The organism is Runella sp. MFBS21 (genome assembly GCF_029433105.1).
Classification (GTDB): Bacteria; Bacteroidota; Bacteroidia; order Cytophagales; family Spirosomataceae; genus Runella.
Map to the genome: position 1 here is coordinate 979,253 of NZ_JARNTW010000001.1, position 14,778 is coordinate 994,030.

Annotated in this window: 12 protein-coding genes; 7 read left to right on the plus strand and 5 right to left on the minus strand. The window is 41.8% G+C overall.

Annotated elements, in window-relative coordinates; translation table 11 throughout:
• Positions 1–25: 25 nt before the first annotated feature.
• The 3 genes from P1X15_RS03795 to P1X15_RS03805 are packed head-to-tail and all read right to left on the minus strand — an operon-like array spanning position 26 to position 3,704.
• A complete protein-coding gene (locus P1X15_RS03795; RefSeq protein WP_028667189.1) occupies positions 26–1,417 on the minus strand; it encodes a bifunctional UDP-3-O-[3-hydroxymyristoyl] N-acetylglucosamine deacetylase/3-hydroxyacyl-ACP dehydratase in 1,392 nt (463 codons plus the stop codon).
• 6 nt (positions 1,418–1,423) lie between these two features.
• A complete protein-coding gene (lpxD, locus tag P1X15_RS03800; RefSeq protein ID WP_277336800.1) occupies positions 1,424–2,461 on the minus strand; it encodes a UDP-3-O-(3-hydroxymyristoyl)glucosamine N-acyltransferase in 1,038 nt (345 codons plus the stop codon).
• Positions 2,462–2,471: 10 nt separating this feature from the next.
• Positions 2,472–3,704, minus strand: a complete 1,233-nt coding sequence (locus P1X15_RS03805; RefSeq protein ID WP_277336801.1) for an HD domain-containing protein — start codon at positions 3,702–3,704, stop codon at positions 2,472–2,474.
• Positions 3,705–3,773: 69 nt separating this feature from the next.
• Between P1X15_RS03805 and P1X15_RS03810 the strand changes: the two genes are divergently transcribed.
• The 3 genes from P1X15_RS03810 (at position 3,774) to hisIE (ending at position 6,555) form a co-directional block, all read left to right on the plus strand.
• A complete protein-coding gene (locus P1X15_RS03810; protein ID WP_277336802.1) occupies positions 3,774–4,472 on the plus strand; it encodes a peptidylprolyl isomerase in 699 nt (232 codons plus the stop codon).
• Positions 4,473–4,695: 223 nt separating this feature from the next.
• Positions 4,696–5,859: a sigma-54 dependent transcriptional regulator gene (locus P1X15_RS03815; RefSeq protein ID WP_277336803.1), complete on the plus strand. Its 1,164-nt coding sequence runs from the start codon at positions 4,696–4,698 to the stop codon at positions 5,857–5,859.
• A 96-nt stretch (positions 5,860–5,955) separates the two neighbouring features.
• Positions 5,956–6,555, plus strand: coding sequence for a bifunctional phosphoribosyl-AMP cyclohydrolase/phosphoribosyl-ATP diphosphatase HisIE (hisIE, locus tag P1X15_RS03820; RefSeq protein ID WP_277336804.1), 600 nt, complete (start codon positions 5,956–5,958; stop codon positions 6,553–6,555).
• A 37-nt stretch (positions 6,556–6,592) separates the two neighbouring features.
• Here hisIE and P1X15_RS03825 read toward each other — a convergent pair whose 3' ends face one another.
• Positions 6,593–7,462, minus strand: a complete 870-nt coding sequence (locus P1X15_RS03825) for a carbon-nitrogen hydrolase (protein WP_277336805.1) — start codon at positions 7,460–7,462, stop codon at positions 6,593–6,595.
• A 125-nt stretch (positions 7,463–7,587) separates the two neighbouring features.
• On the opposite strand from P1X15_RS03825, the gene P1X15_RS03830 reads away from it, so the two are divergent.
• The 3 genes from P1X15_RS03830 to P1X15_RS03840 are packed head-to-tail and all read left to right on the plus strand — an operon-like array spanning position 7,588 to position 11,177.
• On the plus strand, positions 7,588–9,804 hold the full coding sequence (locus P1X15_RS03830) for a S9 family peptidase (protein WP_277336806.1): 2,217 nt from the start codon (positions 7,588–7,590) through the stop codon (positions 9,802–9,804).
• A 50-nt stretch (positions 9,805–9,854) separates the two neighbouring features.
• Positions 9,855–10,220 carry a hypothetical protein gene (locus P1X15_RS03835; RefSeq protein WP_277336807.1) on the plus strand — a complete coding sequence of 122 codons (366 nt, stop codon included), beginning with the start codon at positions 9,855–9,857 and terminating at the stop codon, positions 10,218–10,220.
• A gap of 21 nt (positions 10,221–10,241) precedes the next feature.
• Entirely contained in the window at positions 10,242–11,177 is a 936-nt protein-coding gene (locus tag P1X15_RS03840) for a sugar phosphate isomerase/epimerase (protein ID WP_277336808.1), read from the plus strand.
• A 64-nt stretch (positions 11,178–11,241) separates the two neighbouring features.
• On the opposite strand, the gene P1X15_RS03845 is transcribed toward P1X15_RS03840, so the two are convergent.
• Positions 11,242–13,971 (minus strand): TonB-dependent receptor domain-containing protein, encoded by a 2,730-nt coding sequence (locus tag P1X15_RS03845; protein WP_277336809.1) that lies wholly within the window; start codon positions 13,969–13,971, stop codon positions 11,242–11,244.
• A gap of 146 nt (positions 13,972–14,117) precedes the next feature.
• On the opposite strand from P1X15_RS03845, the gene P1X15_RS03850 reads away from it, so the two are divergent.
• Positions 14,118–14,753 carry a MarR family winged helix-turn-helix transcriptional regulator gene (locus P1X15_RS03850; protein WP_277336810.1) on the plus strand — a complete coding sequence of 212 codons (636 nt, stop codon included), beginning with the start codon at positions 14,118–14,120 and terminating at the stop codon, positions 14,751–14,753.
• Positions 14,754–14,778 lie beyond the last annotated feature (25 nt).

The window sequence follows — 14,778 nt, forward strand, 5'->3', positions numbered from 1 at the left end:
ACTTGAGAGGTTGTTAATCCTTATATTATTTTTTTCTCACTAAGCTCGCGGTCATATCAGCTTCGCAAACAAGTTGGCCAGCTACGTAGCCTGCCCCGTGCATTTTGACGATACCACGTTTGATAGGTGCCGTAAACTCACATTTGAATATGACCGTATCACCCGGTACTACATTTCGGCGAAAACGGCAATTTTCGATAGCTGCCAAGAAAGGCCAATAGTTTTCGGGGTCGGGTTGAGAGCTAAGAGCCAAAATAGCGCCCGTTTGTGCCATTGCTTCCATCTGTAAAACTCCTGGCATGACAGGATTGTTTGGAAAATGACCCGTAAAGAAGGGTTCGTTCATGGTGACATTTTTCAAACCAGCTACGCTGTTTTCATCCATATAAACGATTTTATCAATCATTAAAAACGGATATCGGTGGGGCAGAAGCTCACAGATACGCTTCAAGTCCATCACTGGAGCCACTTTAGGGTCATAGTGTGGTACATGACTTTTGGAAGATTGAACCAGCTTCTTGATTTTCTTAGCCAAAGCTACATTGGCAGCGTGGCCAGGGCGAGCAGCTAAAATTTGACCTTTGATGGGGCGGCCTACCAATGCCAAATCTCCCACTACATCAAGGAGTTTATGGCGAGCCATTTCGTTAGGATAATGCAATTCTAGATTGTTAAGAATGCCTACATTTTTGTTGACACCAATTTTGGGTTTATTCAACAATTGAGACAAATAATCTAGCTCCCCTTCTTCTACATCTCGGTCTACGATGACGATGGCATTGGTCAAATCTCCTCCTTTGATGAGGTTGGCTTTATAGAGTGCTTCTAGCTCATGCAAAAAACAGAAGGTGCGGCAGGAGGCTATTTCACGTGAGAAGGTGGTGATATCGTTGAGAGAGGCGTGTTGGCTACTGATTACTTTTGAGTTGTAGTCAACCATCACAGTGAGTCGGTAGTCATTGAGAGGAAGTGCTACCATCTCAATGTCTTTTTCAGCATTGATATACCGAACAGGTTCTGGTATTTCGAAATAATTTCGAGAGGCGTTTTGCTCCACAATACCCGCATCTCTTAAAGCTTCGACAAACTTGATAGAGCTACCATCCATAATAGGCGGTTCTGGCCCATCGAGTTGGATAAGGGCATTGTCGATTTGAAGACCCACTAGAGCCGCCAGAGTATGCTCCACGGTATATACCCGTGCTCCGTTTTGCTCAAGTGTGGTACCACGGGATACATCTACCACATTGTCAACATCGGCGTCGATGATAGGCTGACCTTCTAAATCGATGCGTTGAAATTTGTATCCGTGATTGATAGGTGCGGGAAGAAAGGTCATCGTGGCGGAAACACCTGTGTGTAAACCTACACCCGATACCGACACGGATTTTTCGATGGTTTGTTGTTTAATGTTCAACATTCCTTATGATTTATCTTCTTGATTTTTTTTCTCTAGTTCGTATACTCTTTTTTCAAGCAAAGGTAGCTTACGAAAAACGGCCAGTGCTCGCAAACTGTCTTGGAGTTCAATGGCTGGCGTACCATTCAGTGACAATCCTTCTTTTTCCCAAGTACGGTTTACGCCAGATTGACCTCCTACTTTGGTTTTATTCGCAACATAAATATGCCCCCCAAAGCCTGCCTGCCCACCGATAGTACAGCATTCACCAATTTTGGTAGATCCTGCAATACCCACTTGAGCCGCAATCACTGTATGTTTACCAATTTCGACATTGTGGCCTACTTGCACCAAATTATCAATTTTTACACCTTGTCGTATGATAGTCGAGCCCATAGTGGCACAATCGACCGTTGCCCCAGCTCCTATACTTACGTTGTCCTCAATCACGACGTTGCCAAGTTGAGGAATTGTTTTGTAAGAGCCGTCGGGCTGGGGAGCAAACCCAAAACCATCGCTTCCGATGACAGCGTTGGCAAAAAAAATACAATTTTTTCCAATAATGGAATTGTTGTAGATTTTAACTCCCGAATGAATGACACAATTGTCACCAATCTGGACATTGTCGCCTATATAAGCTTGAGGATAAATCTTTACGTTTTGCCCGATAGTACAATTTTTGCCTACATAGGCAAAAGCTCCTAAATATAACCCTTCTCCTACTTTCGAATTCTCTCCTAAATACGAAGGTTGTTCAATTCCTTGCTTGTTTCCTTTAAGGATTTGTTCATATACTTGAAGAAGCTGAGTAAAAGCAGTATAGGAGTTGTCAACTCTGATAAGTGTAGTCTTAATAGCGTGTCTAGGCTCAAAACGCTTATCAATAATAACCGCTGATGCTTCGGTAGTGTACAAATAAGGCTCATATTTGAGATTTGATAAGAAAGAAATAGCCCCAGCTTTTCCTTCTTCAATTTTTGCTAACTGATTGACTTTCAGATTTTCGTCTCCTTCTATTTCTCCTCCGAGCAGTCCAGCTATCTGCTTGACGGTAAATTCCATACGGTCTGATTTAAGAGTGCAAAGTTAGAGGTTTCATCCAACAAACATAATACTTTCGGACAATATTACTAAGGGCTTTGATAGTTGGCAAATCAGACGCCTCTGCAATATCCCTTACTTTGCCATCTTTCATCTTAATCAGAATATGTTCTTTACTTGATACATAGGCCGCATTGGTGGATTGACCCTGCACCATAAAATAAGGATATAGGTCTGCTTCGATGCCTTGTTCGTGGAGTTGCGCTGAGATACTTAAGAGATAATTTTCATCAAAAGGGTGATTGCTAAACTGGATTTTGTACAATTTTCGGTCTAATATTCTCTGGCAAATAGTCGATAGTACTAAGTCAGGATGCTGCGCCCAAATTTTAATACATGACCAAACATCATAATCATCAATTTGTAGAAAAGCGTTTAGATATTCGGCATTTTCTTGAAAGCGTTGGAATGTGATATTTTGAGTAAGAAAAACAGCAAAATGAGGCGGGGCAAAAATGGATTCACCTTTCATTGCCAATTCTCGAGCTCGTGTGATAGCCTGAATTAGCATTACTTCTGCACAGATAGAGGTCTTGTGAAGGTACACTTGCCAATACATCAACCGACGGGCATTGAGGAAATTTTCGATACTTAGTATCCCTTTTGATTCTATCACCAATTGGTCGTCTACAATATCAAACATCTTGATGATTCGCTCCGTACCAATAGCTCCCTCGGCTACTCCCGTAAAGAAACAATCTCTGTTTAGGTAATCCATACGATCCATATCAAGCTGACTTGATACAAGTTGGTGAAAAAATTGCCTAGGGTAACTTCCTTCAAACATCTGAATTGCTAAATCTAGTCGTCCGTCCGTTTGTCGGTTGAGTTCTTTCATAATTTCCAATGAGAGGTACTCATGTGCTACACCGTTGAGGAGGGTTTTCTCTAGGACGTGAGAAAAAGGGCCGTGGCCAATATCGTGCAATAAAATCGCAATATGAGCTGCTTCCCATTCGGCGTCCCAAATCAAATGCCCCTTGCCTCTTAATGTGCTCAGTGCCTGAGTCATCAGGTGCATAGCTCCTAAAGCATGATGAAAACGTGTATGCAAGGCTCCTGGATATACAAGCTCAGCCATGCCTAGCTGACGGATGCGGCGCAGTCTTTGAAAAAAAGGATGCTCGATGAGGTCAAATAAAAAATCAGACGGGATGCTGATGAAACCGTAAACGGGGTCGTTAAAAATTTTGCGTTTGTTCACGGAAGTGTGGGGAATTTGGGAAACAATTTTTTTGATTGCAATTTCGTGAAAAAATAATGCCAAAGCGCAATGAGACCCTTTTACTTATTCTTTCTACTGGTCATTTGTATTAATTCTTTTGCCCAGAAAAAATCTAAAAAAGATTATTTAATCACTTTCAAGACGCCTTATGGAGAAATGAAAGCAGTTTTACATGATCAAACCCCGCTTCACAAACAAAATTTTATAAAACTTGTAGAAGAAAAGTTTTATGATAATCTCTTGTTTCACAGAGTAATTGAGGGATTTATGATTCAGGGAGGTGACCCTAATTCACGAAATGCCGCTCCCGGCGAACGCCTAGGAAGCGGCGGCGGAAATCTAGAGCGAATTCCGGCCGAGTTTCGTCCTGAGTTGTTTCACCAAAAAGGGGCTTTGGCTGCTGCCCGCGACAACAACCCCGAAAAAAAATCCTCGGCTTGTCAGTTTTATATCGTACAAGGGAAGATAATGGACGAAATTGCCCTAGATGCTCAATTGAGGCGGGGAGGGCGCATACCCACACCACAGCAAAAAGAAGCCTATAAAACCGTAGGTGGTACTCCTCATTTAGATGGAGGCTATACAGTATTTGGGCAAATTATAAGTGGTGTAGCAGTGATAGATAGTATCGCAAGCCGCCCTCGCGACCGCGCAGACCGTCCTTTGGAAGATGTTAAAATGGTAGTTTCGGTGGAAAAAATGAAAAAGAAGAAAATAACAAAACGATATGGTTACCGATTTGAGTAATAAAATGGGGAAAATATCTCATGAATAGAGAAAATAATTTGTAAAAGCGGAATTCTTTCGCGTAATTTTCGCGGTTGGTTTGCTAAATTTGCTCCAATTAAGTGTTTATTTCAGTTGAAAGTTAATAGTTATCTTACAAAACGACTCATCATATTTATATTTTTGAGTGGACCTATTAACTCTTGAGTGATTAATGATTAACGATTAATTCACCAAAATATAGATGGCAAAAATCTTAATAGTGGATGATGAAAAAAGCATCCGTGCGGCATTGCGTGATATTTTAGAGTATGAAGATTATGAGGTGGAAGAGGCTAAGGATGGAGAAGAAGGGCTCAGTATGATTTTAAAGAATCATTATGATGTGGCTCTTTGTGACATCAAAATGCCTAAGCTTGAGGGACTAGAAGTGCTCCTAAAAGCAGGAGAAGCTGGCCGCCCCACGCAGTTTATTATGATATCTGCTTATGGTAACATCGAGAATGCTGTAGAAGCTACCAAGCGTGGAGCCTATGATTTTATTACCAAACCCCCAGATTTGAACCGTTTGCTGGTTTCGGTACGAAATGCCATCGAAAAATCGAAATTGGTAGCAGAAACCGTTGATTTGAAAAAGCGAATTTTCAAAATCAATGAAATTGTGGGAGAATCTGCCCCAATTCGAAAAGTGAAAGAAACTATCGAGCGGGTAGCTCCTACAGAAGCAAGGGTACTCATCACGGGCGCCAATGGTTCTGGAAAAGAGATGGTTGCTAAACAAATCCACGAACGGAGCAATCGGGGCAATAAGCCTTTAATCGAGGTGAACTGTGCCGCTATTCCAAGCGAATTGATTGAAAGTGAGCTTTTTGGGTATGAAAAAGGAGCTTTTACGGGTGCTGTAAAGCAGCGTATTGGCAAATTTGAGCAAGCCGATGGAGGTACACTTTTCTTGGATGAAATTGGAGATATGAGCTTATCCGCTCAAGCAAAAGTGTTAAGGGCTTTACAAGAAAGTAAAATCACTCGAGTAGGAGGAGACAAAGAAATAAAAATAAATGTGCGGGTGATTGCTGCTACCAACAAAGACCTCAAAAGAGAAATCTCGGAAGGAGGTTTTAGGGAAGATTTGTATCACCGCCTCAATGTCATTCCTATTCATGTACCACCTTTGGCCGAAAGAAGAGAAGATATCTCTTTGCTGTCCGAAAAATTCTTGTACGATGTTTCGCAGGAATATGGTGGCGTACCCAAAACAATCCTGCCGGATGCAATGCAGTATCTAAAATCTTTGCCGTGGACAGGAAATGTTCGCGAACTTCGCAACGTTATTGAGCGTTTGGTAATCATGTGTGGCGACGAAATCATGCTAGATGATGTACGCTTATATGCAAGTTTCGGCAATTAATCCTTACTAAATTATTCCCAAATAGACCCCAACGCTGGCAGTTGAATTTCTCTCGAAGAGTTCGGTTGTCAGCGTTGAGCGTCAAATATCAATTCAATGCAAATCGACTTTACAAAATCTCCCGATGGATTGGTACCTGCCGTGATTCAAGACTATGAAACTGGCAAAGTACTTATGCTCGGATATATGAACCAAGAGGCACTTACCAAAACGCAGCAGGAAGCAGTAGTGACTTTTTTTAGTAGAAGCAAACAACGCCTTTGGACTAAAGGGGAAACGTCAGGTAATTTTTTGGAAGTGAAAGAAGTTTTGGTAGACTGCGATCAAGATACCATTCTTATCAAAGCGCATCCTATCGGGCCTACTTGTCATACGGGAGCAGATACTTGCTTTTTTGAAAAAAATGAAGGTAAAGCCCCATTTTTGAATTATCTACAAAAACAAATCATTCGTGACCGTAAAAACAACCCTTCAGAGGCATCTTATACCAGTAAGTTGTTTAAAAGAGGGGTAAATAAAATCGCCCAAAAAGTGGGAGAAGAAGCCGTAGAATTGGTGATTGAAGCCAAAGATACCAACGACGAGCTTTTCAAAAATGAGGCAGCCGATTTACTTTTCCACTATCTTATTTTGCTGGAGCAAAGAGGAATGGATTTGGATGATATTGTGGATGTCTTGAAAGAAAGACACAAATAATAAAAAATGGGGTGTTTTTACACCCCATTTTTTATCGTTATTCATCAATAAGTCTCTTGGTAATAGGCTGATAGCTATCGATGCGGCGGTCGCGCAAGTAGGGCCAAGTGGTACGATAATATTCGGTTTTGTCCAAATCTAGTTCTACGACTTTCACTTCTTCTTGGTCGTGAGAAGCAAGATATAAGAGGCTACCAAATGGATTTGACACAAAAGACCCTCCCCAAAATTGTTGATCGGCTTCGCGCCCTACCCGATTGACAGACACTACATAGACACCATTGGCCACCGAATGACTCCGCTGAATGGTTTGCCAAGCGTTATATTGTTCTACATTGATACTAGGGTCTTGCTCGTTGGTATCCCAACCGATAGCAGTGGGATAAAATAAAATTTCAGCCCCCATCAAACTTGTGATGCGAGCGGCTTCAGGATACCATTGATCCCAGCAAATCAGAACTCCTAGTTTCCCAAATTTTGTATTGAAAACCTTATAGCCCAAATCACCGGGTGTAAAATAAAATTTCTCATAATAGCCAGGGTCGTCGGGGATGTGCATTTTGCGGTACTTGCCAAGGTAAGTACCGTCGGCATCTAATACGGCGGTGGTATTGTGGTATAATCCAGGCGCACGTTTTTCAAATAATGATGCAATGATGACGATGCCTAATTCCTTCGCCAAATCACTAAGCGTATCAGTGGTAGGGCCGGGGATAGATTCACCTAAATTGAAGTTGGCGTGGTCTTCGACATCACAAAAATAAAGGGACTTAAACAGCTCTTGCAAACACACAATTTGCGCCCCTTGGGCGGCAGCTTCGCGGGTTTTGGCAATAGCTTTTGCTAAATTATGGTCAACATCGGCCGTGCAACTCATCTGCACTAAACCAACTTTTACGTTTCGCATATCAATTGATTTTCTGGGTGAACTATGTACTTATGTGATTACAAAGGTAACGCGAAAACGATTGATTATTGTCAAAACTAGAAAAGTGCTTACTTTAGAGGATAAATCAACAAACCCCAAAAACAATGTTTTTTAAAAGCTACATAAAAACCATTTACTTCTCAATACTCCTTATTTCTCTCTCTCTAGGAAGTTTTGCCCAAAACAAAGAGAAAATAGTGACCTCAGATTTGACCAAAATCAAACAAGTGGGAGGAGTGGTGCTATCACCCGATGGAAAGCGTGCCGTCTATACTGTCACTACTACCGAATCTGCTACTGAGCCGTTTGAATACGAATATCGTACGCATCTTTGGTTGGTAGATTTAGAGACCAAAACTCCGCCTCGCGCCCTTACGCGGGGCACCGAAAGCGCAAGTCAGGCCGTATGGAGTCCAGATGGAAAAAGCATCGCTTTTGTGCGGGCTGTCAAAGGTAAATCTCAAGTTTTTGTAATGCCCCTCGACGGTGGAGAAGCATGGCAGCTCACGGATTATAAACACGGTGCTTCAGCACCTCAATTTTCGCCCGATGGTAGTAAAATTTTATTTTCTACAAGTCTCAATTTTGCGGCTTTGATGGGTGATTCTACTCTTAATCCATCTCAAAACGCTCCTGTTTGGAGTTTGGAAAAAGCAGGTTTTGGAAAAAATGAATTTTTAAAGAAAAATACCGCCAAGCCTAATCCTGACGGAACCATAGAAGAAATTAGGGCTTATCTGGACAAAGATGTAGAAGATAAAAAAGCAAAGGTTATCAATCGCCTCAATTTTCAGGGCGAAGCCGCTGCGGGCCAAGACCTGAGTTTTTCGCATTTGATAGTAGTAGAAGTAAAAGAAGGAGCTAAGCCCACTGCGCTCACCAAGGGTTTTTATTCTTATGGAGGAGCTACGTGGTCTGGCGATGGCAAATCTATTTGGTTTTCAACCCGTGCTGATAGTTTGGTGCATCCCGATAGAGATCTTGAAAGCCGTATTTGTGTCATGAATGCGGACGGTAGCAATGTTCGTACAATATTGGTAGAAAAAGGACGAAACTTTGGACAGCCTACACCTTCTCCTGATGGACAATGGCTGGCGTTTATTACTTCACAAGCGCCTGTCAAACCTGCTACTCTCGACCAAGGTCATTTGGGATTTTTGAATCTTAAAACCTCGAATTCAAAATATACTATCAATTCATTTGACCGCTCGGCGGGGAATCTCAAATGGGTGACCTTAACTTTTCCTAAAAGCAAAAAAGAAGTAGGGAAAGTAGCTTATGTTTATTTTACGGCTTCTTCCAATGGCGGTGTCCCTGTGTTTAGAGCTGTACCTACCCTTGATAAAGTAGAACAACTTTCAGATTTTGAAAGTGGTATTACAGACTTTGACTTGGCGCCCAATAAAGTTGTATTTGCCAAAACAGAAGTATTGAATCCTTCAGAGCTGTATGTATCAGATATATTGATTAAAAATGCGACGAAGCTATCTTCTCACAACGATTGGGTAGCTAAAAAAGCTTTAAGTATGCCCGAAAAACATACTTTTAAAAACGAAAAAGGGCAGACGATTGAGTATTGGATTATGAAACCGACGTTTGCGGAAGCGGGAAAAAAATACCCTTTGTTACTCAATATGCACGGTGGCCCTACTGCAATGTGGGGACCTGGAGAGGCGTCAATGTGGCATGAGTTTCAGTTTTTTTGTGCGCAAGGGTATGGGGTAGTCTATGCCAATCCTCGGGGTTCAGGAGGCTACGGGGTAGAGTTTATGAGGGCCAACTATCGAGATTGGGGGACTGGCCCTGCCGACGACGTGCTTCGGGCTTGTACTGAAGCTGCCAAAGAGGCTTGGGCCGATACGTCGCGACAGGTGATTACGGGAGGTTCGTATGCGGGCTATCTTACGGCGTGGATTGTAGCGCACGATAGCCGTTTTAAGGCTGCTTTTGCGCAGCGTGGAGTGTACGATTTGACCACCTTCATGGGAGAGGGCAACGCGTGGCGTTTGGTACCGGGATACTTTGGAGGGTATCCTTGGGAAAAAGAAGCAAAAGCTTCTATGGAGGCCAATTCGCCTTATACGTTTGTGGACAAAATAAAAACACCATTGCTTATCAAACATGGCGAAAATGACCTTCGTACGGGGGTAATTCAGAGTGAAATGATGTATAAATCCCTAAAAATACTAGGTCGCGAAGTAGAATATGTAAGAATGCCCAGTGGCACACACGAACTCAGCCGTAGCGGAAATCCTCGTCAACGGATTGATAGAATGCTCCGTATTTATGAATTTTTTGAGCGGTATGTAGGCAAAAAATAGATTTTGGGTTGAGAGATTTCTTTTGTTAATTGCATTAAAAAGTAGCATGTATGACCGAGAAAGAACGTTTATCTCAGCTAGAAGAAATCGTGTCTGAGATATTAAAAAAACAAGACAGAATCGCGGAAGAAGTAGCTCACCTAAGTCTTAAAGTGGCTTCAAATTCAATTGACATTGCGAGCTTGAAAGTAGCAGTCGCATCTCTAGAAACCAAAGTGGATAGGTTGGAAATCAAAGTGGATAAGTTAGAAACCAAAGTAGATAGACTAGAAACTAAGGTAGACAGGCTAGAAACTAAGGTAGATAACCAAGGGCTAATGTTTGCTGAGTTTAGACATGATGTCACGGCTGGGCAAGCAGAGTTACAAAAAGGGATGAATTTGCTACTCCAACTTATTCGTGGTCAACAATCATAAATTAAAACATAACCTTAACAAATGAGTAATCGCCGCACTTTCATCAAAGACTTAGGGGCATTGGCGGGCATGGCTGCCTTCTCTCCTGAAATTTTTGCCGCCGAACCCCAAAAACTTTGGTTTGAAATTTCATTGGCAGAGTGGTCTTTGCACAAGACTATTTTCAACGAAAAAAAACTGACTAATTTAGATTTTCCCGTGATAGCTCGTAAAGAATTTGGAATCGGGATTGTCGAATATGTCAATCAAATGTTCAAAGATAAAGCCAAGGACACGGCTTATCTTAATGAATTGCTAATGCGTTGTAAAGACAACAATGTGAAGAATCACCTCATTATGATTGACGGAGAAGGCGGCCTTGCCGAAACCGATGCCACCGTGCGTAACAAAGCCGTAGAAAATCATAAAAAATGGGTAGAATGTGCCAAATACTTAGGCTGTAAAACCATCCGGGTCAATTCGTTTGGGAAAGGCTCTGCCGAAGAAGTGGCCAAAGCTGCGGTGGACGGATTAGGGAAATTGGGCGAATTTGCCAAACCCGTTGGTATCAACGTGATTGTCGAAAACCACGGAGGCTATTCTTCCGATGGGCAATGGCTTTCAGGGGTAATGAAGCAAATCAACATGAAAAATGTAGGAACGCTACCTGACTTCGGTAACTTCTGTGTAAAACGTAGCGACAATAGCGAGTGGGGCGGCAAATGTGTTGAAGAGTATGATCGCTACAAAGGCGTAAAAGAACTAATGTCTTACGCAAAGGGCGTAAGTGCCAAAACCAACGATTTTGATGAAAAAGGCAATGAAGCTAAAATGGATTATGCTCGTTTGCTTAAGATTGTAAAAGACGCTGGATTTAGAGGAATCATTGGTATTGAGTATGAAGGAAATGTAACTTCAGAATATGATGGTATCAAGGCTACCAAAAAGCTTTTGGAGCGAGTAGGGGCTATGGTATAAACTAATTTTTATTTATACAGAAAGGGAGGCCGACAAGCCTCCCTTTTTACATAAGATACAGTCTTTAAAATTCGATTACTAAGCCTAATGCGGGTGTAAAATTGGAGTCTTCATTGGCCAAAATAAGCGGAATTCCATTGCTACCATCCAATTTCAGCGCCTGTCCGTCGGTGGTTTTGAAGCCTGAGTTGTCGGCCAATCGCTCAAAAGTATATTGTGGAAAAGCGGGGTTGGCGGTTAACAAAGCATTTTGAAAGTCAAAAAATAAATCAATAGAGATTTTTTTATAATTCCATTTTTTATCAACCCTAAAATCTACCCGACTAAAAGCTTTGAGGCGTTGGCTATTGAGGCGAGTATAATCTTCCGTACCGACGCCCGTCGTGAGATAGTTGCGCTGAGAAGCCACCAAGTCAAAAGGCGTATAAGGAGAACCTCCCTGATAAAGCCATTTTAGTCCTAGTTCCCAACCTTTCTTGAATTTATAACCAAGTTGGGTTGATAACAGATGTCGATTGTCCCATGCAGAGGCAATGTATTTGCCGTCTTTGCCCGTAAACTCTGACTTAAAGTAAGTGTAACTCAGTACGCCAAAGAAGTTTTTGGTAAGCTTTTGTTGCACAAAAAACTCCACTCCTCGGCTACGTCCTTGGCCCGTACTAGTGACGGCTTCATTGCCGATAGCTCCAAAATTGCCCCCTTGATTTGCCAACGAAATACCATCACGTGTGGATACGGGATAATTGTCGTAAGTTTTAGAAAAGCCTTCAAGAGTAATACGTGTTGTAGGAGTTGGAATAAACTCAAGCCCCGCTACCAAATGGTCTGAACGAATGTATTTGTTGGATTTGTTTACAAAATTGCCGTCTTGACGATAGCCCAAAACTGTATAAATAGGAGTTTTGAAATATCGCCCTATCGAAGCATTGATTCGCCATTTATCGCTGAGTTGATAGCTTGCTGAGAGACGTGGGCTGAGGGTTTGAAGGGGGTTGTTGCCTTCATCAGTAAAAGAATTCATGTCGGTGCGTAGTCCAGCCGACAGATTGAGTCGGTCATTGAACAATTTACGATTGACTTGCGCAAAAGCACCATATTTGAAAAAATCAATGGCAGTATTAAAACTAATATTGACAGCGGGTTGAATGATTTGACCTTGGGCATCTTTGATTTCTCGACGAAGTATATTGAAAAAATCATTGTTGTATTTGACATATTGCAACACTGCTCCATAACTGTATTCCCATTTACCCACAAATTTGTTGACATCAATACGAAGTTTATTTTCAATTTCCTGAGAATTACTTTTCAGTACTCGGTATCTTTCATCTCCTTGACGGTTGTCTTCAAATCTATCAAGACGATTGTCAAACATATTGCGACTCAATGAAACATTCAGAAAACCATTGTCAAGCAATCTTTTGAGCGAAAACCCTGTAGTATAGTTCCATTGATTGATGTTGGGATTAGAGCGTAAGATGTACTCTTTTTCGGGGCTGCTTTCTTTGGGCACAGCAAACGTAAACTCATCAATAGCACCCACTCCGATAGCGGTAAGAGTGGTTTTTTTGTTGATTTTGTGAGTAACCTTGTACTGAAAATCCCAATAATTGGGGCGAATTGGTAAATCGATAGCCTTAAATAAAAACTGCAAATACGAACGTCTCACCGAAGCTAAAAAAGTGGTTTTAGGCGAAAGCGGCCCCTCAAACGTTCCCGCTACTTCTGTAGAACTTACCCGTATATTGCCTTGAACTCGTTCGGGGTTTCCTTCGCGTTGGCGAAATTGGAGCACCGAAGACAAGGCATTGTCATAACGCGCATTGAAACTACTCGAACTCAGCGTAGCATCTTCAATAAAAGATACGTTGAGAATACCCGTAGGCCCGCCCGAGCTTCCTTGTGTAGCAAAGTGATTGATAACGGGAATTTCGATGCCGTCGAGGTAAAAGACGTTTTCGTTTGGCCCGCCTCCTCTGATGATGAGATCATTGCGAAAACCTCCCACTGAGCCAGCCGTACCGCCTACTCCTGGCAGTACTTGAATCACCCGCGAAATATCAAAGTTACCCCCTGGATTATTTTTGATTTCTTCGGTAGTAAGTTTCTGAATGGAGTTGGGCGTTTCGACTGAAGCCACTGAGATAGAGCGGTTAAATACCACCTTGGCTTCTTCCAGCTGTAAAGCTTCCTCTTCCAGCTCAAAATTGATTTGTTGGGCATTGCCTGAGGTAAGTACCACATTAAACTTACTAGCCGCTTTATAGCCTACGAAACTAGCTTTTAGGTTGTAGCTTCCCACAGGGAGTGTAAGCTTAAATTTACCATCTGTATCTGTAGTGGTACCTAAGGTTGTATTTTCGGCTTGTACGGTTACACCCACTAGGGCTTCTTGGGTGCGTTTGTCTTTCACAATGCCCAAAATGGTACCATTGTTTTGGGACCAAGCTGTTTGCAAAAAAAATGTAAAGAAAATCACTACGCTACCTAGCAAACCCCGCGAAGTGGATAGTGCTGTTGGTGTGTTTTGATGCTTATATAAATACTGCATAACCTTTTGAATTGTGTAAAGTTGACTATGTTTGTATGCTGGAATAGGGATAGAAAAGTGAGAGATAATACGCTGGATGAAAAGAGCTTGCCTTATTATATCAAAACCTAGGTCTCTGCTCAAATGAGCCTGGGGGTGAATCATCTCTATCGGTACGCAAAAGTCGCTGACGAGTATATCAATGATTTGGGTTCGGATAGATTTCAGACGGGCTATATTATCTAATGTCAAGAATGGGTTCATGGCTGTTATCGGGTGGAGGTTTCTTTGAACATTATTCTTTTTTCTTTGTTTAAAGTATAGAATACAGTACAATAACATACAATCTCAGAAATTGTTTGTACGAAAACATAATATTTTCTAAATTTTAGAATGTTTTCATATAATATATGAATTATGACCTTTTGCAACAATTGATAGTCCACTTGGCTGCTTATGAGGCACAGCGCCCTCCTAATCACCGAAACGACATGGAAAGTTTTGTGGCTTTCCTAAATCAGCAGGTATTCAGTAAGTCAACGGCTGAGGCAGTACAGTTTGAAAATGGAGAAACCGTAGAGGCGCTATTGTCTCAGTTAATAGCGTTTTTGTATCGTTATGCAAAAGGATACATTAAAAAAGCCTTGGATCAAACCAATCTGATTACAGTGGATGATTTTGGCTATTTAGCGGGCATTTGGCAGCGTGGTGGCTGTACTAAAACCGAAATCATTGAAATGAATATCCATGAAAAAACCACAGGTATGGAAGTAATCAAGAGATTGCTTAATCACGAGCTCATTGAGCAGATTGATGACACTCACGACCGCCGCAGTAAGCGGTTGCTTATTACAGACAAAGGAAGAGGAGTATTGTTTGGGACTTTTGGCGAGATGCGAAAGGCGAGTTTGATTATTGCAGGCAATCTAAATGAGGTCGAGAAGCTACAATTGTTGTATTTGCTTCAAAAATTACATCATTTTCACAAACCTCTTTTTTTGAACGATAAAGACAAGGGGCTTGACGAATTGTTGGGAAAAGGGTAAAATTTAAAAGGCTAGGACAGAATCC

What these genes read in the sequence shown, in the direction of transcription:
- lpxD (WP_277336800.1), bottom strand. Translation starts at nt 2,461, where the DNA reads ATGGAATTTACCGTCAAGCAGATAGCTGGACTGCTCGGAGGAGAAATA.
- P1X15_RS03810 (WP_277336802.1), top strand. Translation starts at nt 3,774, where the DNA reads ATGAGACCCTTTTACTTATTCTTTCTACTGGTCATTTGTATTAATTCT.
- P1X15_RS03815 (WP_277336803.1), top strand. Translation starts at nt 4,696, where the DNA reads ATGGCAAAAATCTTAATAGTGGATGATGAAAAAAGCATCCGTGCGGCA.
- hisIE (WP_277336804.1), top strand. Translation starts at nt 5,956, where the DNA reads ATGCAAATCGACTTTACAAAATCTCCCGATGGATTGGTACCTGCCGTG.
- P1X15_RS03825 (WP_277336805.1), bottom strand. Translation starts at nt 7,462, where the DNA reads ATGCGAAACGTAAAAGTTGGTTTAGTGCAGATGAGTTGCACGGCCGAT.
- P1X15_RS03830 (WP_277336806.1), top strand. Translation starts at nt 7,588, where the DNA reads ATGTTTTTTAAAAGCTACATAAAAACCATTTACTTCTCAATACTCCTT.
- P1X15_RS03835 (WP_277336807.1), top strand. Translation starts at nt 9,855, where the DNA reads ATGACCGAGAAAGAACGTTTATCTCAGCTAGAAGAAATCGTGTCTGAG.
- P1X15_RS03840 (WP_277336808.1), top strand. Translation starts at nt 10,242, where the DNA reads ATGAGTAATCGCCGCACTTTCATCAAAGACTTAGGGGCATTGGCGGGC.
- P1X15_RS03845 (WP_277336809.1), bottom strand. Translation starts at nt 13,971, where the DNA reads ATGAACCCATTCTTGACATTAGATAATATAGCCCGTCTGAAATCTATC.
- P1X15_RS03850 (WP_277336810.1), top strand. Translation starts at nt 14,118, where the DNA reads ATGAATTATGACCTTTTGCAACAATTGATAGTCCACTTGGCTGCTTAT.